At 66.2% G+C, this 19,583-nt stretch carries 22 protein-coding genes; 8 read left to right on the forward strand and 14 right to left on the reverse strand.

The features are described 5' to 3' along the window. Positions 1-6: 6 nt before the first annotated feature. From MasN3_RS22355 to MasN3_RS22370, 4 genes are read right to left on the reverse strand one after another with little or no spacing between them, the layout of a single operon-like run. Positions 7-132, reverse strand: a complete 126-nt coding sequence (locus MasN3_RS22355; protein WP_281910337.1) for a hypothetical protein — start codon at positions 130-132, stop codon at positions 7-9. Beyond that, on the reverse strand, positions 99-488 hold the full coding sequence (locus tag MasN3_RS22360; protein ID WP_281910338.1) for a hypothetical protein: 390 nt from the start codon (positions 486-488) through the stop codon (positions 99-101). Before MasN3_RS22360 ends, MasN3_RS22355 begins: the two co-directional genes overlap by 34 nt. Positions 489-498: 10 nt before the next feature. After that, positions 499-996 (reverse strand): DUF4402 domain-containing protein, encoded by a 498-nt coding sequence (locus MasN3_RS22365; RefSeq protein WP_281910340.1) that lies wholly within the window; start codon positions 994-996, stop codon positions 499-501. Positions 997-1,029: 33 nt separating this feature from the next. Continuing rightward, a complete protein-coding gene (locus MasN3_RS22370) occupies positions 1,030-1,437 on the reverse strand; it encodes a DUF4402 domain-containing protein (RefSeq protein WP_281914571.1) in 408 nt (135 codons plus the stop codon). 3 nt (positions 1,438-1,440) lie between these two features. Here MasN3_RS22370 and MasN3_RS22375 point away from each other — a divergent pair, with 3 nt between their 5' ends. Continuing rightward, positions 1,441-1,770 carry a hypothetical protein gene (locus MasN3_RS22375; protein WP_281914637.1) on the forward strand — a complete coding sequence of 110 codons (330 nt, stop codon included), beginning with the start codon at positions 1,441-1,443 and terminating at the stop codon, positions 1,768-1,770. A gap of 257 nt (positions 1,771-2,027) precedes the next feature. Here MasN3_RS22375 and ybiB read toward each other — a convergent pair whose 3' ends face one another. Then, positions 2,028-2,987, reverse strand: coding sequence for a DNA-binding protein YbiB (gene ybiB, locus MasN3_RS22380; protein WP_281910341.1), 960 nt, complete (start codon positions 2,985-2,987; stop codon positions 2,028-2,030). Between the two features lie 120 nt (positions 2,988-3,107). Between ybiB and MasN3_RS22385 the strand changes: the two genes are divergently transcribed. The 3 genes from MasN3_RS22385 (at position 3,108) to MasN3_RS22395 (ending at position 6,326) form a co-directional block, all read left to right on the forward strand. Beyond that, a complete protein-coding gene (locus MasN3_RS22385) occupies positions 3,108-4,169 on the forward strand; it encodes a 3-deoxy-7-phosphoheptulonate synthase (RefSeq protein ID WP_281910342.1) in 1,062 nt (353 codons plus the stop codon). 153 nt (positions 4,170-4,322) lie between these two features. Further along, on the forward strand, positions 4,323-5,363 hold the full coding sequence (gene tsaD, locus MasN3_RS22390) for a tRNA (adenosine(37)-N6)-threonylcarbamoyltransferase complex transferase subunit TsaD (RefSeq protein WP_281910344.1): 1,041 nt from the start codon (positions 4,323-4,325) through the stop codon (positions 5,361-5,363). Positions 5,364-5,483: 120 nt separating this feature from the next. Then, positions 5,484-6,326, forward strand: coding sequence for an endonuclease/exonuclease/phosphatase family protein (locus MasN3_RS22395; protein WP_281910345.1), 843 nt, complete (start codon positions 5,484-5,486; stop codon positions 6,324-6,326). A 3-nt stretch (positions 6,327-6,329) separates the two neighbouring features. Here the strand turns inward: MasN3_RS22395 and MasN3_RS22400 are convergent, their stop codons facing one another. The 3 genes from MasN3_RS22400 to MasN3_RS22410 all read right to left on the reverse strand — a co-directional run bounded on the left by MasN3_RS22400 (position 6,330) and on the right by MasN3_RS22410 (position 8,312). Continuing rightward, a complete protein-coding gene (locus MasN3_RS22400; protein ID WP_281910347.1) occupies positions 6,330-6,992 on the reverse strand; it encodes a DsbA family oxidoreductase in 663 nt (220 codons plus the stop codon). Between the two features lie 134 nt (positions 6,993-7,126). After that, a complete protein-coding gene (plsY, locus tag MasN3_RS22405) occupies positions 7,127-7,747 on the reverse strand; it encodes a glycerol-3-phosphate 1-O-acyltransferase PlsY (protein ID WP_281910349.1) in 621 nt (206 codons plus the stop codon). A gap of 73 nt (positions 7,748-7,820) precedes the next feature. Further along, positions 7,821-8,312: an aminoacyl-tRNA deacylase gene (locus MasN3_RS22410; protein ID WP_281914572.1), complete on the reverse strand. Its 492-nt coding sequence runs from the start codon at positions 8,310-8,312 to the stop codon at positions 7,821-7,823. Between the two features lie 38 nt (positions 8,313-8,350). On the opposite strand from MasN3_RS22410, the gene MasN3_RS22415 reads away from it, so the two are divergent. Continuing rightward, the gene (locus MasN3_RS22415) at positions 8,351-9,325 is read left to right on the forward strand and encodes an endonuclease/exonuclease/phosphatase family protein (RefSeq protein WP_281910351.1); all 975 of its coding nucleotides are present in this window, start codon (positions 8,351-8,353) and stop codon (positions 9,323-9,325) included. Between the two features lie 226 nt (positions 9,326-9,551). On the opposite strand, the gene MasN3_RS22420 is transcribed toward MasN3_RS22415, so the two are convergent. The 5 genes from MasN3_RS22420 to MasN3_RS22440 form a co-directional block, all read right to left on the reverse strand. Continuing rightward, a complete protein-coding gene (locus MasN3_RS22420) occupies positions 9,552-11,774 on the reverse strand; it encodes a putative bifunctional diguanylate cyclase/phosphodiesterase (protein WP_281910354.1) in 2,223 nt (740 codons plus the stop codon). A gap of 283 nt (positions 11,775-12,057) precedes the next feature. Beyond that, positions 12,058-12,228, reverse strand: coding sequence for a hypothetical protein (locus tag MasN3_RS22425; RefSeq protein ID WP_281910355.1), 171 nt, complete (start codon positions 12,226-12,228; stop codon positions 12,058-12,060). Between the two features lie 83 nt (positions 12,229-12,311). Beyond that, the gene (gene xerD / locus MasN3_RS22430; protein WP_281910357.1) at positions 12,312-13,217 is read right to left on the reverse strand and encodes a site-specific tyrosine recombinase XerD; all 906 of its coding nucleotides are present in this window, start codon (positions 13,215-13,217) and stop codon (positions 12,312-12,314) included. Then, a complete protein-coding gene (locus MasN3_RS22435; protein WP_281910359.1) occupies positions 13,190-13,714 on the reverse strand; it encodes a methylated-DNA--[protein]-cysteine S-methyltransferase in 525 nt (174 codons plus the stop codon). Before MasN3_RS22435 ends, xerD begins: the two co-directional genes overlap by 28 nt. 357 nt (positions 13,715-14,071) lie before the next feature. Continuing rightward, a complete protein-coding gene (locus MasN3_RS22440; RefSeq protein WP_281910361.1) occupies positions 14,072-15,082 on the reverse strand; it encodes a TRAP transporter substrate-binding protein in 1,011 nt (336 codons plus the stop codon). Between the two features lie 116 nt (positions 15,083-15,198). Here MasN3_RS22440 and MasN3_RS22445 point away from each other — a divergent pair, with 116 nt between their 5' ends. The 3 genes from MasN3_RS22445 (at position 15,199) to MasN3_RS22455 (ending at position 18,452) form a co-directional block, all read left to right on the forward strand. Further along, entirely contained in the window at positions 15,199-17,202 is a 2,004-nt protein-coding gene (locus MasN3_RS22445; RefSeq protein WP_281910363.1) for a sensor histidine kinase, read from the forward strand. A gap of 59 nt (positions 17,203-17,261) precedes the next feature. Continuing rightward, positions 17,262-17,858 carry a response regulator transcription factor gene (locus tag MasN3_RS22450; protein ID WP_281910364.1) on the forward strand — a complete coding sequence of 199 codons (597 nt, stop codon included), beginning with the start codon at positions 17,262-17,264 and terminating at the stop codon, positions 17,856-17,858. A 267-nt stretch (positions 17,859-18,125) separates the two neighbouring features. Then, positions 18,126-18,452, forward strand: coding sequence for a DUF3052 family protein (locus MasN3_RS22455; RefSeq protein ID WP_281910365.1), 327 nt, complete (start codon positions 18,126-18,128; stop codon positions 18,450-18,452). Here the strand turns inward: MasN3_RS22455 and queG are convergent. After that, on the reverse strand, positions 18,429-19,544 hold the full coding sequence (gene queG, locus MasN3_RS22460) for a tRNA epoxyqueuosine(34) reductase QueG (protein ID WP_281910366.1): 1,116 nt from the start codon (positions 19,542-19,544) through the stop codon (positions 18,429-18,431). The two genes, MasN3_RS22455 and queG, sit on opposite strands and share 24 nt — an antisense overlap. Positions 19,545-19,583: the final 39 nt, after the last annotated feature.

Here is a 19,583-nt window from a genome sequence, read left to right on the forward strand (position 1 = left end):
GGAAAGCTAGCCCCCGTCGGCCGCCCGCACGTCCAGGTCGCGCCCGTTGAGCACCGTGCCGTCCCTGGCGATCGTGATGACGTGCATGCCCGTATCGGTCAGGCCCAGGCGCTTGAGCTGTTCCGGCGACACCCGCAGGAAGTACTCGCCCGGGAAGATCGCGCCGATGACGAATAGCGCAGCATGCCGTCGGCGAAGCGCTCGCCCTCGCCCGGGGTGTCGGCCGCCTCGAACTGGCCGGCATCCGTCATGCGGCGGTTGACCAGCGAAATGCGGTAGCTGGCCGGCTTCGTGCCGTTGTTGATCAGTTCGACCTGGGCGGCGCGCTGGTTCTTGTCGAACACGATGCGGGTCGGATGCAGCATGAGATCCGCCTGCGCGGGCCAGGACAGGGCCAGCAGGATCATGGCCAGCAGGGCGCACAGCGCCAGGCGAGTACGGCGCGAGCCCGGCAGGCCGAAGCGCGGGGCGAACATCGGGGAATCCATGGTGAGGAACCTACTGAAAATTGACGGTCAGGGGAAACGAACCGGAATACGTCCCGGCTGGCTGGTTCGGCGCCACGGTCAGGGTCGCGCCGATCGACAGGGTGGTGCCGCCAGTCGGCACCGAGAGGATATTCGTTGGGTTGTTGACGAAATTGTTGACAGCCATGCTGTTGGTGCCGCTGCTCAGGCGAATACTGCCGTTGGCGGGCACCGAGATCACGACCGCCTTGTTGCTGCCGCCGTTGCTGCTGCGGCCCACGGTGAAACCGGCCTGTCCCGTCGACGGGGAATTGAGGAGCACGACGCCGCCGGTGCGGGAACGGACGCCCGCAGGGCTGACGGTGATGGTGCCGCCGGTGCCGGCGACGAAGCGGCCGAAATCGAGGCCGCGCGTGTTGTTGAGTACGATCTGCTGGGCATGGACCCCGGCAATCGCGCAGAGTCCTGCCAGCGCCGCCAGCACTTTCGTGCCGGCGGGCCTGGGGAAACGGTAGTGGCGTACCGGCATGGTCGGGTGCAGGCTGGGCCGCTACCGCGGCGCTCAGTTGTACTCGACGGTGGCGGTGACCGAGCCGGCATAGGTGCCGGCCGGCTGGTTAGCGCTGACGGTCAGTACGCCGCCGACGAAGATCGACTGGGCGCCGCCACTGCTCAGGGTACCGGTCGCCACGTCGTCGCTGGTAATCGCGCTGGCGCTGGTGTCGCCGATCCGGATGAAGGCCATGGTGTTGCTGCCATCGCTCAGCGTGGCGGCGCCGCTGAAGGCGATCGAGTAGGTCAGGGACGCCGAACCGGACACGTCGAAACGGGCCGCGCCCGCGGTGCCGCCCGCCAGCGTCACGCCGCCACCGGCGGTGCGGGCACCGCCCGGCGTGAGGGTGACGGTGCCGCCCGTTGCGCCGGCTGCGAAGCTGCCGAACGACAGGTTGACCGGTGCGGTGATCGAGATCGGGTGACCACGGTGCTGGTCGAGGTGGCGGTGGCCTGGGCGGCAATCGCGCTGCCGGCAGCGGCGGTCATCGCCAGTGCAAGGGCAGCGAGGGACAGGTTGGTGAGGCGAGCTTGCTTGGACATGCTGGTCTTCCTTCAGATAGTGATGGAGCGTATGTTGCGAGCGAGGCTGCTTAGTACGAACCGGACTATAAGTGTCACGGAAGAAACTATAAACGTTGCCATTCGGTATCGTTTTGCTATGTTGCAAGAAAATAATACCGACTTATTGCGAAAAATCATGACAAAGGTATTCAGAAACGCCAAAGATTGTTGTCAATTTCATCAATAAATGTTAATTGAACACATCTTTAGTGAGCGTGCTCCTGACGGCTCAATGTATTCACTCGCACATGACGTATCTTTATGGGGAGTTCGCTACGGATGGTGATGTAGGATGTTTCCTACAAAAAGTGTATGCTGCCAGGATAAATTCGATGTCCTCAGGCCGGACGTTGTTGCCATCCAACGTTCGTCAGCCTGAAAAAACAAAAGGCCATCCCAAGAGATGACCTTTGCCGACGAAAGAGAAACCGCAAGGTTGCCGTGTCAGCGGCGCAAGGCGCGCGCGACTTCGACGCAGTGGGCCACCTGTGCGGCGACCGGCGGCGGAACCGGAACCTCGCCGCGCAGGGCGGCCGCGATCCAGGCCGCGGTGGTGGCCGCGTCGCGCGCCTCCGGGACCTCGGCCAGCTGGTCGGTGGGGGCGTCGCGTTCGACCAGCAAGCTGCGTTGGCCGCCGTGGAACCAGTCGATCCGCGGGGCGCGGTGCGGATTGGCGACGGTCTCCCCTTCGGTGCCGCGCATCAGGAAGGCGTCGCCGCGCTCGGGCGGGGCGGCCGTCGTGAAGTACGCGCCCAGCGTCTCCAGGTATTCCGGATGGGTGTAGGACACGAGACGCAGCGCCGGCCCTTCGAAAGGCTGCAGGATCTTGACCAGGGTATGGGTCGAGTTGCGTACCCCGAGGATGCGGCGCAGCGACAGCATGTGGGCCAGGCTCGGCGCGAGGTTCTCGATCGGGATGAAGGCGGGACGGCGGCTGGCGAAGGCATCGAGGATGTCGGCGCTCGACCCGGCTTCGGCCAGGCCGAGTTCGAGCAGGATCTCGCTGGTGGTGATGCGGCCCGGGTCCTTGCGGACGCCATGCACCAGGGTCGGCACGCCCTCGCGCGCCAGCAGCAGGGCCAGAAGCGGGGTCAGGTTGGCCAGCTTGCGCGCGCCGTTGTAGCTCGGAATCAGGACCGGGGCATGGTCTCCCGGCGGGCTCGGCAAGGGAGCGAACGCGCTTTCCGCCGCATCCATGAAGCCGGCCAGTTCCTCCACCGACTCGCCCTTGATGCGCATCGCCAGCAGGATCGCGCCCAGCTCCAGGTCGGAAACGCGCCCTTCCAGCATGGCCGCGTACAGGGCGCGGGCATCCTCGCGCGACATGCTGCGCGCACCTTTCACGCCACGGCCGATTTCCTTGATGAAAGGGGCGGCGGCGAAGCGATCGATGTTCTTGTCCATGGCGCAAGGATACAACGCCTGTGCGCGGCCCGTGCGCGCCGGCCTGAGTTTTTGGGCCTTGGTGTGCAAGTGCAGCATTTTCGGTCTACACTGAATATTCCCTTTAGAAACCATCGCACCATGATCAACACGCCTGCCATTGAAAATACCAACGTCAGTTCGTTCGGGCAGATGCCGACGCCGACCGAACTCCACGCCACGCTGCCCCTGTCCGACAAGGCCTTTGCCACCGTCATGGCGGGCCGCGAAACGCTGCGCAACATTCTCGACCGCAAGGACAAGCGCCTGTTCGTGGTGGTCGGGCCCTGCTCGATCCACGATCCGGAAGCCGGCCTGGATTATGCGCGCCGCCTCAAGGCGCTGCAGGCCGACGTGGCGGACACGATGGTGCTGGTGATGCGCGTGTATTTCGAGAAGCCGCGCACCACCACCGGCTGGAAGGGCTATATCAACGACCCGTTCATGGACGATTCGTTCCGCGTCGACGTCGGCATGGAGCGCGCACGCCGCTTCCTGCTCGACGTGTGCGAACTGGGCCTGCCCACCGCCACCGAAGCGCTGGACCCGATCTCGCCGCAGTACCTGGGCGATTTGATTGCCTGGACCGCGATCGGGGCCAGGACCACCGAGTCGCAGACCCACCGCGAGATGTCCTCCGGTCTGTCGACCCCGGTCGGCTTCAAGAACGGCACCGACGGCGACGTCTCGATCGCGATCAATGCCGTGCTGTCCTCGGCCAACCCGCATGCCTTCCTGGGCATCAACGGCCAGGGTACGGTGTCGATCGTGCGCACCAGCGGCAATGCCTACGGCCACGTGGTGCTGCGCGGCGGCGGCGGCCGTCCCAACTACGATTCGGTGTCGGTGGCGATCGCCGAGCAGGCGCTGAACAAGGCCGGGCTGCCGGCCAACCTCGTGGTGGATTGCTCGCATGCCAACAGCTACAAGAAGCCGGAACTGCAACCGCTGGTGATGTCGGACGTGATCCAGCAGATCCGGCACGGCAACCGCTCGCTGGTCGGCGTGATGATCGAATCGAACATCGTCAGCGGCAGCCAGGCGATTCCGGAAGACCTGACGCAGCTGAAGTATGGCTGCTCAGTGACCGACGGCTGCATCGGCTGGGAAGAGACCGAGGCGATGCTGCGTAGTGCGCACAAGGAACTGTTGCAAAGACCTTAAGGCTTTTCGTAGGGTGTTCGGCTCTGCCGAACGCGCGTTCACATCACGCATGCGTAGACGCATCGATGATTCATACCCTGGTTGAACGCGCGGACGGCGGAGCCGTCCACCCTACGGTAAAATCGTTGTTTTTCCCTCCTGCTGTTTCCCCCCATGATTGTTCTCGGCGTCGAATCCTCCTGCGATGAAACCGGCCTGGCTCTGTACGACACCGAGCGCGGCCTGCTGTCCCATGCCCTGCACTCGCAGGTGGCCATGCACGAAGAGTACGGCGGCGTGGTGCCGGAACTCGCTTCGCGCGACCATATCCGCCGCGCCCTGCCGCTGCTGGAAGAGGTCTTGAAACGCGCCGACCTTTCCGCGCCACGCATCGATGCCATCGCCTACACCCAGGGCCCCGGGCTGGCCGGCGCACTGCTGGTCGGCTCCTCGCTAGCCTGCTCGCTGGCCCTCGCCCTCGACAAGCCGGTGCTGGGCGTGCACCACCTGGAAGGCCACCTGCTCTCGCCCCTGCTGGCCAGCGAGCGCCCGGAATTCCCCTTCATCGCCCTGCTCGTCTCGGGCGGCCACACCCAGCTGATGCGGGTGGACGGCGTCGGCCGCTACACCCTGCTGGGCGAGACCCTCGACGATGCCGCCGGCGAAGCCTTCGATAAATCGGCCAAGCTGCTGGGCCTGGGCTATCCGGGCGGGCCGGCGATCTCGCGCCTGGCCGAGTTCGGGGACCCGCTTGCCTACACGCTGCCGCGCCCGATGCTGCATTCGAAGGACTTCAACTTCAGCTTCTCGGGCCTGAAAACCGCCGTGCTCACGGTAGTGAAGAACCACGAGGAAAAAGTGGTGGCGAATATCTGCGAGCAGGACAAGGCCAACATCGCACGCGGCTTCGTCGACGCCATCGTCGAGGTCTTGACCGCCAAGTGCGTGAACGCGCTGAAACACACGGGCCTGAAGCGCCTGGTGATCGCCGGCGGCGTCGGCGCCAACCGCCAGCTGCGCGAATCGCTCAATGCCGCGGCCGCCAAGCGCAAGTTCAGGGTCTATTATCCGGAGCTGGAATTCTGCACCGACAACGGCGCCATGATCGCCTTCGCCGGTGCCATGCGCCTCGAGCGCAACCCGGATCTGGCCCAGCGCGACTACGCTTTCAACGTGCGTCCGCGCTGGCCGCTCGACGAGCTGGAAGCCGCCTGACCAGCCCTTTTACCGTGTTTTCAACATTGAACTTGCAAGCCTGACATCGATCCTACGGTGTGACCGCCCCTTGCCAAACGATGGCAATATCCGACGGTTAAGTTTTACGGAGGGTCTGCGATGCGCGTTGTAAGTTGGAACATTCGTTGGGGTTGTGGCAAGGACGGCCGGATACGGATTCATGCGATCATCGACGTCCTGCGGCGGCTGAATCCGGATGTCGTGTGTCTGCAGGAAGTCGCGGCCAATCACTCGGAACTGGAAGGCAGCGCCACCGCCAACCAGTTCAAGCAGCTGGGCGGCGCCTTCGGCGGCTACCACGCGATGGAGCATGCTCCGAGCGAACTCTACAAGAACAACTCGCCCCGCCTGTTCGGCAACCTGATCCTCTCGCGCTACCGCATCTCGCAGGTGCACCGCCACCTGCTGCCCTGGCCGGCCGATCCGGAGAACCCGGCCGGCATGCCGCGCGGCCTGATGGAAACCGTGATCGACGCGCCCAGCGGCAAGCTGCGCCTGATGACCACCCACCTCGAGTACTATTCGGCGCTGCAGCGCAGGGCGCAGGTGCAGCGCATCCGCGAACTGCACGCCGAAGCCAGCGCCCGCGCCCGCATCTTCCAGCCGGACCCGAGCCTGGATGCGCCCTTCCGGCTGGGTTTTCGTCCGGCATCGAGCATTCTTTGCGGCGATTTTAATTTCACCCCGGATTCGAGCGACTACCAGGCCATGCTGGCGCCGATCGACGGCGCCCCGGCTTTCGTGGACGCCTGGCGCGTCGCCCACGGCGGCGTGGCGCGCGCCCCGACCACCGGCCTGCACGGCTATCCGTGGCCGGACAAGCCGGACTGCTACGACTACTTCTTTGTCACCGACGACCTGGCGCCGCGCGTAGTGACGGTCGACGTGCAATCCGAGACCGCGGCGTCGGACCACCAGCCGGTCGTGCTCGACCTGAAATAATGCTTACTGCGCGGGTGCGTCGCCGCGCGCCGCGATCTCGCGCAGCGCCTGCTCGAACACTTCCGGCGGCTGGCCGCCCGAGATCAGGTGGCGCTGGTTGATGATGATGGCCGGTACCGAGTGGATGCCGGCGCGCTGGAAGAACTGCTCGCGCTCGCGCACCTCCTCGGCATACTCATCGGACTCCAGGATGCGCTTGGCCCGCTCGCGGTCCAGGCCGACCCGCTCGACGACGTCCAGCAGCACGTCGTGGCAGCTGGGGTCCTGGCAATGGCTGAAATAGGCTTCGAACAGGCCCATCTTGAGGTCGCGCTGGCGGCCCTCTTCCTCGGCCCAGGACAGCAGGCGGTGGGCATCGAAGGTGTTGTAGATGCGGCCGCGCCGCTCCATGTCGAAACTGAAGCCGACGTCCGCGCCGCGCTGGCGGATCATCTCGCGGCTGCTGGCCTGCTGCTCGGCGGTGGCGCCGTATTTCTCGGTGATGTGCTCGACGATGTCCTGGCCGTCCGGCCCCATGTTCGGGTTCAGCTCGAAGGGCTGGAAATGCATGTCGGCCGCGATCTCTCCCTTGACGCGCGCAAGCGCCAGTTCCAGCGAGCTCAGGCCGATCGCGCACCAGGGGCAGGAGACGTCCGAGACGAAATCGATGCGAAGTTGTTTGCTCATGGAGGTGCCACCTTTCTGGTTCGTTGCGGCACCGCAGGTGCCTGATGGCGATATGGTAACGCGATGCGGCTTTTTCGGTGCGCCATGAAAAATGGGGGAGCATTGCTCCCCCATGTTGCCGGCAGACGCTCGCCTTATTTCCTGGCCGCGCCCTTGGCCTTGCTGCCGATCTTCGATTCCTTGCCCGCCATCAGGTTGCCGATATTGCTGCTGTGGCGCCACAGGAGCAGCAGGCTCATGGCCGCCACCGCGAACAGGATCTCGTCCGCTCCGAACAGCAGGCCGTAATAGAAGGGCGCGAAGATCGACGCGATCAGCGCCGCCAGCGAGGAGTAGCGGAAGGCATAGGCCACGATCAGCCAGGTCGCCAGCGTCGCCAGGCCCAGCCAGACGTTAATGCCGAGCAGCACGCCGAGCGCGGTCGCCACGCCCTTGCCGCCGACAAACTTGAAGAACACCGGCCACAGGTGCCCCAGGAACACGGCGATCGCGACCAGGGCGATGCCGCCGTCATCGAGGCCGTACTGCGGCCCGAACTTGACCGCCAGCCAGACCGCGAGCCAGCCCTTGGCGGCGTCGCCGACCAGGGTCGCGATCGCGGCCTTCTTGCTGCCGCTGCGCAGCACGTTGGTGGCGCCCGGGTTCTTGGAACCGTAGGTGCGCGGGTCGGACAGGCCGAAGGCGCGGCTCATCACGACTGCGAAGGAAATCGAGCCGATCAGGTAGGCGGCAATGGTGGCGATCAGGGTGTTCATGTCACTTTCTTACTGTTTGTCGGTACGGATACTGGGCGCTCGGACTATACACAGTGAGCATGCCCTTTGGCAATCATTCCGCCAGCGCGCACTGCACCGGCTTGGCGCCCAGCGTCGTGGTCAGCACGCCGGGGGCGATCCCGACCAGGTAACCGCGGCGGCCGCCGTTGATGTAGATCTTGTCCAGGGCCAGGATCGATTCCTCGACGTACACCGGCATCGCCTTGCGGATGCCGAAGGGCGAGGTGCCGCCGACCAGGAAGCCGGAATGGCGCTGCGCCACCTCCGGCTTGCAAGGCTCGACCGACTTGCAGGGAATCGCGCGCGCCAGGTTTTTGGTCGAGACCTTGCGGTCGCCGTGCATCAGCACGATCAGCGGCCGCGCCGCTTCGTCCTGCATCACCAGGGTCTTGACGACATTGTGCTCGGGCACACCCAGTTCGCGCGAGGACACGGCCGTGCCGCCATGCTCTTCGTACTCGTAGGGATGTTCGGTAAAAGCCACGCCATGCTTGCGCAGGAACTGCGTCGCGGGTGTCTCAGAAACGTGCTCTTTCTTGGCCATGCGTGGTACGCTAAAGACGAACATAAGGGGTTTCTATTATGCAGCAAGAAATTCGCTTTGCCACCTTCAACACCTTCAACCTGGCCCCGCCAGGCATGCGCTGCTACGAGAACCTCGCCCCCTGCACGCCGGAGGAGTACGAGGCCAAGCTGGACTGGACCGCGCACCAGATCGATCTGCTCAATGCTGACGTGATCGGTTTCCAGGAAATCTTTTCGCAGGCTACCTTGCGGGAAGTGCTGTCGCGCACCCGCCGCTTTCGCGAAGCGGTCCACCTGGGCTTCGATCCCGACCCGGAAGCGCCGCGCCTGACCCCGAGCGTGGCCCTGGTCTCGCGCCTGCCCGTGCGCAGCCATCCGCGCGCCATCAGCATGTTCCCGGACAAGGTGGCGATGCCGCCGGGCAGCCGCGACCCGGACCGTTTCACGCGCGCGCCGCTGCATGCCGAGGTCGAACTGGCGCCCGGCATCGTCATCGACGTGATCGTCGTGCACCTGAAATCGCGCCGCCCCGACTACCGCAGCAGCGACACCGGCGAAGACCCGAACCTGTACGCCCTCGCCTGCCTGCGCTCGCTGATCCGGCGCGGCACCGAGGCCACCGCCCTGCGCGTGCTGCTCACCGACATGGCGCGCGACAAGGGGCGCCCGCGCATCGTGCTGGGCGACTTCAACGACGTCGCCGATTCGGTGACCACCGAGATCGTGCTCGGCGAGGGCGCGCCGCTGGCCGAGCGCATGTTCGACGCGGCCCGCCTGCATATGCACCAGGACAACCTGCGCAGCGTCGGCTTCTCGATCGTGCACGAAAGCCGGCACTCGACCATCGACCACATCCTGGTGTCGCAGGAATTCAATCCGGTGCTGCCGAACGCGATCGGCGAGGTGGTCGACGTGGTGTACCTGAACGACCACCTGAACCTGGGGTTGCCGGAAGCCTCGGACCATGGGCAGGTGCTGGCGCGCATCCGCCTGTATCCGCAGGCCGGGCAGCCGGAGGGCGGCGTGGATTGATCAAAGCGCGCTGCAGGCAAGCGCGGCGCTTCGCTTTTGTAAGGTGGGCGGCTCTACCGCTCACGCCGGTAATCTTGCGCCATGCCGGCCGCCCACGCGTTCAACGCCGGCATGAACAGACGATCGGTCTATGCATGGACGGTCTGCACGCGTGGGCGGCGGATATGGCGCGGCATAGTTCGTTTCAGGTGTAGCCCCACCCTGCGAACATCTCAGTTCAGCGGGCTCAGCGCACCGCCGGATTGAAATCCGGCCGGCTGCTCGCCCCCGCGGCATAAAACCCCTGGTACTCGTCGCAGCCGTGCTGGCGCAGGAAGCGCAATTGCTCCTCGGTCTCGACGCCTCCGGCCACCACGCGCAGGCGCAGGCTGCGCGCCACCGCGATGATCGCCGGAATCAGGGCTGCGTCCGCCGGATCGTGCTCGATGTCGCTCACGAAGCTGCGGTCGATCTTCAGCTTCGACAGCGGGAAGCGGCGCAGCGACGACAGGCTGGACAGCCCGGTGCCGAACCGGTCGATGGTCAGCTGCACCCCGCGTTCGCGCAGCGACTTCACGGTGTCGTCGAGCACATGGTCGCCGCGCATGATGGCGCCCTCGGTGATTTCCAGGTCGAGCCAGGCCGGCGCCAGGCCGGACTGCGCCAGCGCGGAATCGACCGTCTCGAGCAGGCGGCCGTGCAGGAACTGGATGTCGGACAGGTTCACCGCCACCGTTACCGCATGGCCGGCGTCGCGCCAGGCGCGCGCCCGGGTGCAGGCCTCGACCAGCACCCACTCGCCGATCGGCACAATCAGGCCGCACTCTTCGGCCACCGGCAGGAACTCGTGCGGCAGCAGCAGCCCGCGCTCCGGATGGCGCCAGCGGATCAAGGCTTCCATGCCGATCACCTTGCCGGATCCGACCTCGAGCTCGGGCTGGTACTCGAGCACGAATTCGCGCCGTTCGAGCGCCTGGCGCAGGCGCTTTTCCAGTTCGCCGCGCTCCAGCACGCGCGCATTCATCTCGGGGCTGAAGAAGCGGAAGCTGCTGCCGCCGTGCTGCTTGGCGTGGTACATCGCCACGTCGGCATGGTGCATCAGGGTGTCGACGTCGCCGCCGTCGGTGGGACAGATGGCGATGCCGATCGAGGCCGACAGCGTCAGCTGCTGCCCCGCCGCCTCGATGGGACGGGAGACCGCCCCCATCACGGCATGGGCGACGTGCGCGGCCTGGTCGACCCCGCCGATATCGGCCAGCAGCATCACGAACTCGTCGCCGCCCAGGCGGCTGATGGTGTCGACCCGGCGCACGCAGCCGCGCAGGCGCGCGGCGACTTCGCGCAGCACCGCGTCGCCGGTCTGGTGGCCGTTGTTGTCGTTGATGGCCTTGAAACGGTCGAGGTCGAGGAACAGGACCGCGAAACTGTCGCGCTGGCGGCGCCAGGTGGCCAGCGCCTGGTGCATGCGGTCGAGGAACAGGGCGCGGTTGGGCAGGCCGGTGAGGACGTCGTGCTCGGCCTGGTGGCGCACCTGCGCTTCGGCGCGCTTGCGTTCGCTGATGTCGGACAGCGTCGCCATATAGCTGCTGGCGGCGCCATGCGGGTCGCGGATGGTGGTGAGCGCCACCCAGGCGGTGTAGTGCTCGCCGTTCTTGCGCACCGCGGGTAGCTCGCCCTGCCAGCGGTCCTGGCCGTCGAGCTGGGACCAGATGGTGTCGTAGAAGCCGCCGCCGCCGTCCTCCTTGTCCTTGTCCTCGCCCCAAGGCAGGCTGGCGAGCGTGGAACCGATGATGTCGGCGGCGTCGAAACCGGTGATGGCGGTGAAGGCCTGGTTGACCGCCTGCACCCGGTATTCGGCGTCCATGACGATGATGGCTTCGTGCGCGTTCTCGAACACCCGCGCCGCCTGGCTCAGGTTGTCTTCGACCTGCTTGCGCGCGGTGATGTCCACTTCCATGCAGAACACCTGCTGCGTGTGGCCGTCGCGCTTGACCGGGAAGTGGTTCGAATGCAGCCACAGGCGCCGGCCGGCGGCGCTCTCGACCCGCCAGTCGCGCGGCGCCGGCGCCGCGCCGTCGCGCCAGATGGCGGCGATGGTGTTGTCGAATTCGTGCTGCTGGTCGAGGTGGGACACCAGGTCGCGGAAGGGCTTGCCCAGCGCATGGCTGGCGGGGATGCCGAACAGCTGGGCGCAGGCATGGTTCCAGAATCGCACGATGCCTGCGCCATCGCGCGAGTGCACTGCCACCGCCGGCGCCAGTTCGATCGCCGTCACGAAACGGTACAGCCAGTCGAGCGCCTGGCGGCCAGGACCGTCGAGCTCGGCGGCTTCAGGCAGGGCGCCGGCTGCCGGATGCGGCGCCGGCACCGCCTGAAGCTGCTCCTGGACGTGGCGGACAGGATCGGCGGGCAAATCCAGCCCGCGCGGGCCACTGGGCCAGCCGGTCGGGTCGCGCGCTTGTTCGCTCACGGAAGAATCCTTTTCTAACGGAAACAGCCATGGATGCCATGACAATCCCGTCATTCTTCCCCGCCCGGCCGAGCCGGCGTTTGCGGGCACGCAAACGCCACGCTCGCCTGCATTTCGTCGCGCCCGGAAGGCATTCCAGACCCGCGCTTCGACCGCCTGTCGCATCCGGCTGGATGCGCGCGCGTCGCCTGGCTATATTGGCATCATGCGCAAGGAGCTCCACCCTCGCCAAGAGGACGGAGCCCGAGCGCGAAGTATTCCTGCCCGCCCCGCGGACGCGCCTTCAAGCGAGGTCCTGCGGGGCCGCTTCGTTCTGCTGCGCCGGCGGCTGGCCGTCAGCGCCCTCTACCGTTTCGCGCTTGGCGTCCTGCTTGCGCTTGGCCTTTTCTTCCGCCTTGCGCTTCTTTTCGAGTTCGCGCTGTCGCTTTTCATACTGGAAATTCGTCCGTGCCATGTTCACCTCGTTACAGTGGATGTGAAGGGTGATGATCGGTCCCGCAGGCCCATTATGGCCGACTGCGTGCGCGGCGGCTTGAATTAACCCCGCGGATGATGCTGGGCATGCAGGTGCTTGAGGCGCTCGCGCGCAACATGCGTATAGATCTGTGTGGTCGAAATGTCGGCGTGGCCCAGCAACAGCTGCACGACACGCAGGTCGGCGCCATGGTTCAACAAATGGGTGGCGAAGGCGTGGCGCAGGGTGTGCGGCGAGAGCGGTCCCTGGATGCCGGCCTTTTGCGCGTGTTTCTTGATCAGTATCCAGAACATTTGCCGCGTCATCGCCCCGCCGCGGGCAGTGACGAACAGGGCGTCGTCGACCTGCCCGTTCAGGATGATGCCGCGCGCATCCCGCAGGTAGCGCTCCAGCCAGTTGCGCGCCTCCTGGCCGAAGGGCACCAGGCGGGTCTTGCTGCCCTTGCCGGTGATGCGCAACACGCCATCGTTCAAGCTGACTTCGACCAGTTTCAAGTCCACCAGTTCCGACACCCGCAGCCCGCTCGCATACATCAGCTCGAGCATGGTGCGTTCGCGCAGGCCCAGCGGCGTGGACACGTCCGGCGCCGCGAGCAAGGCTTCGACCTGGCTTTCGCTCACGGTGTGGACGAAGCGGGTCGGCTGCTTGGCCGACGCCATCTTCAGGCAGGGATCCATCGGGATCTGGTTGCGGCGCAGCGCCAGCCCGTAGAAGCGTTTCAATACCGACAGGCGCCGGTTGGCCGTGCTGGGGCGGGTCTCCAGGTGGCGCTCGGCGAAGTAGGCGGCGATGTCCTCGGGTTGCACGGCCAGCAGGCTGGCGCGCTGGGGCCGCTTGGCTTCCAGCCAGCCGGCAAACAGCTTGAGGTCGCGGCGGTAGGCGTCGAGCGAATTTTTGGCCAGCCCCTGTTCCAGCCAGAGGGTGTCGCAGAACTCGTCGATCAGTCCCAGATCGATTGCTGCTGCCATGGGGATGCGGTGGCGCCTTCGTGGCGCAGCAGCCAGCGCTTGACGGACAGGTGGAAGCCGTTCTCGTCGTCCTGGTTGGAAAAGCCTCCCAGGCCGCCGGATGCCGTCACCCGGTGGCAGGGAACGATGAGCGGGAACCAGTTGGCGCCGCAGGCCTGGCCGACCGCGCGCGGGGCCGAGCCGATCGTCTTGGCCAGCAGGCCATAGGTCTTGACGGTGCCGCGCGGGATCGCGGCGATCTCGGACCAGACGCGGCGCTGGAAGGCGGTGCCGGCCTCGCACAACGGCAGCTCGAAACGGAAATCGGGGTCTTGCAGGTAGTGCGCCACCTGCCGGGCGGCTTGATCGGCCACCTCGTTGTCGGCGGCTTTTTCCTGGAACGAGGGCTGCAGATAGACCAGTTCGCGCACACGGCCGTCCATGGTGCGGATCCCGATGGCGCCGAACGGCGCCGGGACGATGGCGTTGAACAAGGTGCTTGCCTGGTCGGTCTTCATTCCAGCATCTTAACCGCTGGGATGACGCCCTGCCACCCCATGGAGGAGCGCAAGCGAAAAAAAAAAGCGCACCCTGAGGTGCGCTCCAATGCGGGTCACGTCCCCGGCCGTTTAGCGGTGCTAACGGCTTCTGTAAAACGTGTGTCTCCTCGATTGTTCTCCGGTATGGATTACCGTGATTTTCTCTATGCTCCCCAAAACCGTGTGTGTTCTGTTCGCGTACGCACCATGTGGGTGCGAAGAGGCCCCATCATAACGCAAGCTTTTCGAGCAAACGTATCTTTTTGGCCACATTACAGAAAATTATTTTAGATATGCGAAAAACGCATGAGCGTTCGCAGGCGTGTCATGACGCTGTCATTTGCCGCTCTTGTCCACCTCGCGCCGGATCGCCTGCACCACGTCCTTGCCGATGCGCGCTTCCATCTGCGTGTACACCGACTGCATGGCGCGCCGCCACTCGGCCTGCTGCTGCGGGCTGAGCGTATGGATGGTGATGGTGCCGGCGCGGCGGATAGCCTCCAGGGCCGCGTCGTTGGTCCGCTGGGCGATGGTCTTCTCGTAGGCAGTGGCTTCCATCATGGCTTTTTCCAGCGTCTTGCGGATGCCGCCCGGCAGGCCGTCCCAGAACTTCTTGTTGACGATGACCGCATAGCCCAGGTAGCCGTGATTCGACACCGTCAGGTGCTTCTGCGACTCGTGCATGCGCTGGGTGAACATGTTCGAGGGCGTGTTCTCGGTGCCTTCCACCACGCCGTCGCGCAGGGCGGGCGTGGTTTCCGAGAACGCCAGCGCCAGCGGCTGGGCGCCCAGCGAACGCATCTGGGCCTCCAGCACCCTGGAAGCCTGGATGCGCATGCGCAGGCCGCGGAAATCAGGCGGCGCCAGCAGCGGCTTGTTGGCCGACATCACCTTGAAGCCATTGTCCCAGTAGGCCAGCCCGGTGATGCCCTTGGACTCGAGTTTGCGCAGCAGGCCGCGCCCGATGCGCCCTTCCGTCACCGCGTACAGCGCCTGCTTGGACGGGAAGATGTAGGGCAGGTCGAAGGCTTCGAATTCTTTCACGCCCAGCGGCGAGAACTTGGCCAGCGAGGGCGCCAGCATCTGCACCGCGCCCAGCTGCAGGGCTTCGAGTTCCTCGCGGTCCTTGTAGAGCTGGCTGTTCGGGTAGACTTGCACCTTCACCCTGCCGCGGGTCATCTGCTCGGCCAGGAGCTTGAAGCGCTCGGCGGCGCGCCCTTTTGGCGTGTCCGGCGCGACCACGTGGCTGAACTTGATGACGATCGGCGCCTGCGCCCATGCGGCATTGCCTGCAAGGGCCAGCAGCACGGCGGACAAGAGGCGGATCTGGACGGCGGTTCGGTTCATCCTGCTGATTGATGCAAATAAGGTGGGTGGGAACCAGTCTGCGAGGCATGCGGCCGGCGCGCCATCGTGGACTTCCACAATAGTAGCCCGACAGTGTAACGAAATACGGAGCCTCGATGACATTCCCGTTCGCCCAGCACCAGCCCGACGCGCAGCGTGCGCGCTCCTGGCGCTGGCTGGTGCCGGTCCTGCTGGTGCTGCTGTTCCTGGCGGTGCTGATCTGGCTGCCCTGGCAGGCGCGCCAGATGGAAGCGACCGAACGCCAGGAACAGCTGATCGCCGACACGCTCTGGGTCGAGCAGACCCTGCGCTTCGAGCTGGCGCGCAGCGAAGAAGCGCTGGCCGCGCTCGGCGCCGACCTGTCGCGCCCGCCGTATCAGCGGCCGGGCGCGGAGGCGCTGCAGGCGCGCTGGCGCCAGATGTTCGAGAACGGCCCCGAGCTGGTGCGCATCGTCTGGTATGACGCCGAGGGCAAGGTGCTGGCCAGCCACGGCCTGGAGCCGCCCGCCGCCCTGCCCGCGCCGACCCGGCTGGCGGCCGAGGTGGCCGGCGCCACCAGGCGCGGCCGCTACAGCGAACCCTACGGCGCCAGCGCCGCCACGCCGGGCGTGCTCGACTTCTACCTGCCGCTGTACGCGGACGGCAAGCCGGCCGGCAGCCTGGTCGCCACCTACAGCCTGCAGACCCTGCTCGACGAAGCCGTGCCCTGGTGGTTCGCGCAGGACAATGCCCTGACCCTGCTTGACCGCGACGACGACCCGGTGGCGCGCCGCGCCGCCGGCGGCCCGGGGCGCGGCGTGTACACCCACCGGCGCGAGCTCGACCTGCCGGGCGCACTGGTGGTGCTGTCCACCGACAGCGTCAAGCGCGCGCCCCAGCTGCTGCCGAATCTGCTGGTGGGCTCGGTCATCGTGCTGGCCCTGGGCCTGGTGATGAGCCTGGGTTCGCTGTGGCGCCACATCTCGCGCACGCTGGCGGCCGAGCGCGCGCTGCGCCAGCAGATGGCCTTCCGCACCGCGATGGAGAACTCCCTGATCACCGGGCTGCGGGCGCGCGACCTGGAAGGGCGTGTGACCTACGTGAACCGGGCCTTCTGTGAGATCGTCGGCCTGCCGGCGCAAGAACTGGTCGGCAAGAAGCCGCCCATGCCCTACTGGGCGCCGGAAGTCATGGCCGACTACGAAGAACGCTTCGCCAGCGTCCTGTCGGGCAACGTCACCCCGCAATTCGAAACCGTGTTCCAGCGCCCGGACGGCGTGCGGGTGCCGGTGCTGGTCTACGAGGCGCCGCTGGTGGATGCCGACGGCCGCCAGACCGGCTGGATGAGTTCGATCCAGGACATCACCGACCGCAAGCGCGCCGAGGAACTCAACCGCCAGCAGCAGGAAAAGCTGGAAACCAGCGCGCGCCTGGCCACCATGGGCGAGATGTCCTCGATGCTGGCCCACGAGCTGAACCAGCCGCTGGCGGCGATCTCGAGCTATACGGCGGGCGCCCTCAACGTGCTGGAGCGCAGCGGCAAGGCGGGCGAACCGGTGAATGCCGGCATGCTGCGGCACGCGCTGGAGCAGGCGCGCCAGCAGGCGCAGCGCGCCGGCCAGATCATCCGCAGCGTGCACGAGTTCGTGAAAAAGCGCGAACCGCGCCGCGAGCCGGTCACCATCCCCAGCGTGGTCGAGGGCGTGCGCGCCCTGGTCGAGCTGCAGGCGCGCCAGGCCGGCGTCATCCTGCGCGTCGAGCTGCCGCCGCAGTTGCCGAAGGTGGAGGCCGACCGCGTGATGCTGGAGCAGGTGCTGCTCAACCTCACCCGCAATGCGATCGAAGCGATGGTCGACACCCGGCTGGACCAGCGCGTGCTGCGCATCGGCGCCGCGCACGCGGACGGCATGGTGGCGGTGTCGGTGATCGACCGCGGCCACGGCATCGCGCCGGAAGTGGCGGCCGGGCTGTTCTCGCCCTTCTATTCGACCAAGCTCGACGGCATGGGCATGGGCCTGTCGATCTGCCGCACCGCGATCGAGTTCCACGGCGGCACCCTGAGCCATGCGCCGAACCCGGGCGGCGGCACCATCTTTACGTTCTCGCTGCCGGCGCAAGCGGCGGGCGGGGCGCTGGGCTAAAATCCGGGTGCGGCCCGCGCCGCCGATTAACCAACAGAACAAGTCCGGAGACCCACCACATGCTGCACATCGTCGACGATGAAGACGTCATCCGCGACGCGCTCGCCTGGCTGGCGCAATCGCGCGGCCTGGAAGCGCGCGGCTACGCCAGCGGGGAGGAATTCCTCGCCGCCGTCGCCGCGTCCGCCCCCGGCGCCGGCGGCGCGCAGGGCGACTGCGTCCTGCTGGACGTGCGCATGCCCGGCATGAACGGCATCGCCGTTTTTGACCAGTTGGTAAAAAATGGCCTGAGCGCGCGCCTGCCGGTGATCTTCCTGACCGGCCACGGCGACGTGCCGATGGCGGTTGACTCGCTCAAGCGCGGCGCCTTCGACTTCTTCGAAAAACCCTTCAACGACAACGTGCTGATGGACCGCGTCGAGGAAGCGCTGGTCGCCTCGCGCAAGGCGCTCGATGCCGCGGCGGTGCAGGCGCGCCTGGCGACCCTGTCGGCGCGCGAGCGCGAAGTGCTGGACCTGATCCTGGCCGGCATGATGAACAAGGTGGTGGCCGACAAGCTCGGGATCAGCATGCGCACGGTGGAGGTGCACCGCGCGCATATCTTCGACAAGATGCAGGTCAAGACGGCGGTCGAGCTGGCCGGCCTGCTGAAGTGACTCTGCCGGCACCGTTACCACAATTAATACTTTGCTTATCACCGCGTGGGCAGGAAACCTGCCCACCCTACACGCCCTCAATTGCTCTTCGTTCTCCTTCTTTTTCGCGCGGCAAGCGTCCCTGCGGTTTGAAGGAAGCCTTGTAAAATGTACCGGAACGCGACACGGCCGCTGCATTCTGTGGCGATCGCGGAGTTATTGCATTTAGGGATACTCATGAACGAAAAAACAGTTGCAGACAAGATGTTCCTGAGGACGGCGAAATCGATGCTGATCCTTAACGGACAAGCCAACCCCGGCGTGGCGGCGCAGATGCCGCAGCACCTGGTCAAGGAAGGCGACGGCCCCTTCGACGTGATCCTGATGTTCGCGCTCAACCGCAAGGAGCTCGAGCAATACCTGCCGGTGGCCAAGGAAAAGCTGGGGGAAAAGGGTTCGCTGTGGATCGCCTACCTCAAGCAGACCGCCTCCAAGGCCACCGACATCAATCGCGATTCGATCAATGCCTATGCCAAGGAAAACGGCATCACCGCGGTGGCGATGATCTCGATCGACGGCGACTGGTCGGGCCTACGCCTCAAGCGTATCGAGTGATACCCCATGGCGGCCGAGCGCCCAGGCCACGTGCTCGCGCACCAGGCTGGAAGGGTGGCCGGCGCGGGCTTGCAAGGCCGCCACGATCGCCGCATCGCCCTTGAGGTCCGCGCTGGCGGCGGCATTGCCCAGCCCCACCGCCAGGTTGCGCAGCCAGCGCTCGTGGCCGATACGGCGGATCGGACTGCCTTCCATCCGGCGGTTGAATTCCTCCTCTTCCCACCCGAACAGCTCGACCATGCCGGCCGCGCCCAGGCCGTTCCTCTCGTCGAAATCGGGCAAGCTCGCGCGCTGTGCGAACTTGTTCCACGGGCAGGCCAGCTGGCAGTCGTCGCAGCCGTAGATGCGGTTGCCGATCAGGGGACGCAGGTCTTCCGGAATGGCGCCCTTGAGCTCGATGGTGAGATAAGAGATGCAGCGCCGTGCATCCAGCCGGCCGGGGCCGAGGATGGCCTGGGTCGGGCAGACCTCGATGCAGGCCTGGCACGCGCCGCAGTGGGCGCCGGTGGGCGGATCGACCGGCAGCGCCAGGTCGACCAGGATTTCGCCAATGAAGAAGGTGGAGCCGGCCGTGCGCGACAGCAGCAGCGTGTGCTTGCCGCGCCAGCCCAGGCCGGCTTTTTCCGCCAGCGGCAATTCCATCACCGGCGCCGAATCCGTAAACACGCGATAGCCCAGCTCGCCCACCGCCGCTTTCACGCGCTCGGCCAATTGCTGCAGGCGGTTACGCAGCACCTTGTGGTAGTCGCGCCCGCGCGCATACACCGAGACCACGGCGGCGCCGGGTTCCAGCTGGCGCGCGTGTTCCTCGCCACGCCAGTCGTCCCCGCGCGACATCGGCAGGTAGTCCATGCGCGCGACGATGGCGCGCACCGTGCCCGGCACCAGCTCGCTTGGCCGCGCACGCTTCATGCCGTGGCTTGCCATATAATCCATCTCACCATGGCAGCCGGCGTCCAGCCAGGCCTGCAGGCCGGCTTCCGCATGCGCCAGGTCGACGTCCGCGATGCGCACGTCGGCGAAACCGAGTTCCGCGCCCCAGGTCTTGATGGTGCGTGCGAGCTCGTGCAGGTCGGGTGGGGATGTCAGCATGGCGGGATGAACAACATGGCGACAGCGGTCGCTTAACAC

Source organism: Massilia varians (assembly GCF_027923905.1).
Lineage (GTDB): Bacteria > Pseudomonadota > Gammaproteobacteria > Burkholderiales > Burkholderiaceae_D > Telluria > Telluria varians_B.

Bases quoted from the DNA above. Each gene is read 5' to 3' on its own strand.
- MasN3_RS22385 (WP_281910342.1), top strand. From the start codon at position 3,108: ATGATCAACACGCCTGCCATTGAAAATACCAACGTCAGTTCGTTCGGG.
- plsY (WP_281910349.1), bottom strand. From the start codon at position 7,747: ATGAACACCCTGATCGCCACCATTGCCGCCTACCTGATCGGCTCGATT.
- queG (WP_281910366.1), bottom strand. From the start codon at position 19,544: ATGCTGACATCCCCACCCGACCTGCACGAGCTCGCACGCACCATCAAG.
- MasN3_RS22365 (WP_281910340.1), bottom strand. From the start codon at position 996: ATGCCGGTACGCCACTACCGTTTCCCCAGGCCCGCCGGCACGAAAGTG.
- MasN3_RS22435 (WP_281910359.1), bottom strand. From the start codon at position 13,714: ATGAAGACCGACCAGGCAAGCACCTTGTTCAACGCCATCGTCCCGGCG.
- MasN3_RS22360 (WP_281910338.1), bottom strand. From the start codon at position 488: ATGGATTCCCCGATGTTCGCCCCGCGCTTCGGCCTGCCGGGCTCGCGC.
- ybiB (WP_281910341.1), bottom strand. From the start codon at position 2,987: ATGGACAAGAACATCGATCGCTTCGCCGCCGCCCCTTTCATCAAGGAA.
- MasN3_RS22400 (WP_281910347.1), bottom strand. From the start codon at position 6,992: ATGAGCAAACAACTTCGCATCGATTTCGTCTCGGACGTCTCCTGCCCC.
- MasN3_RS22395 (WP_281910345.1), top strand. From the start codon at position 5,484: ATGCGCGTTGTAAGTTGGAACATTCGTTGGGGTTGTGGCAAGGACGGC.
- MasN3_RS22450 (WP_281910364.1), top strand. From the start codon at position 17,262: ATGCTGCACATCGTCGACGATGAAGACGTCATCCGCGACGCGCTCGCC.
- MasN3_RS22415 (WP_281910351.1), top strand. From the start codon at position 8,351: ATGCAGCAAGAAATTCGCTTTGCCACCTTCAACACCTTCAACCTGGCC.
- tsaD (WP_281910344.1), top strand. From the start codon at position 4,323: ATGATTGTTCTCGGCGTCGAATCCTCCTGCGATGAAACCGGCCTGGCT.
- MasN3_RS22455 (WP_281910365.1), top strand. From the start codon at position 18,126: ATGCTGATCCTTAACGGACAAGCCAACCCCGGCGTGGCGGCGCAGATG.
- MasN3_RS22445 (WP_281910363.1), top strand. From the start codon at position 15,199: ATGACATTCCCGTTCGCCCAGCACCAGCCCGACGCGCAGCGTGCGCGC.
- MasN3_RS22410 (WP_281914572.1), bottom strand. From the start codon at position 8,312: ATGGCCAAGAAAGAGCACGTTTCTGAGACACCCGCGACGCAGTTCCTG.
- MasN3_RS22425 (WP_281910355.1), bottom strand. From the start codon at position 12,228: ATGGCACGGACGAATTTCCAGTATGAAAAGCGACAGCGCGAACTCGAA.
- MasN3_RS22440 (WP_281910361.1), bottom strand. From the start codon at position 15,082: ATGAACCGAACCGCCGTCCAGATCCGCCTCTTGTCCGCCGTGCTGCTG.
- xerD (WP_281910357.1), bottom strand. From the start codon at position 13,217: ATGGCAGCAGCAATCGATCTGGGACTGATCGACGAGTTCTGCGACACC.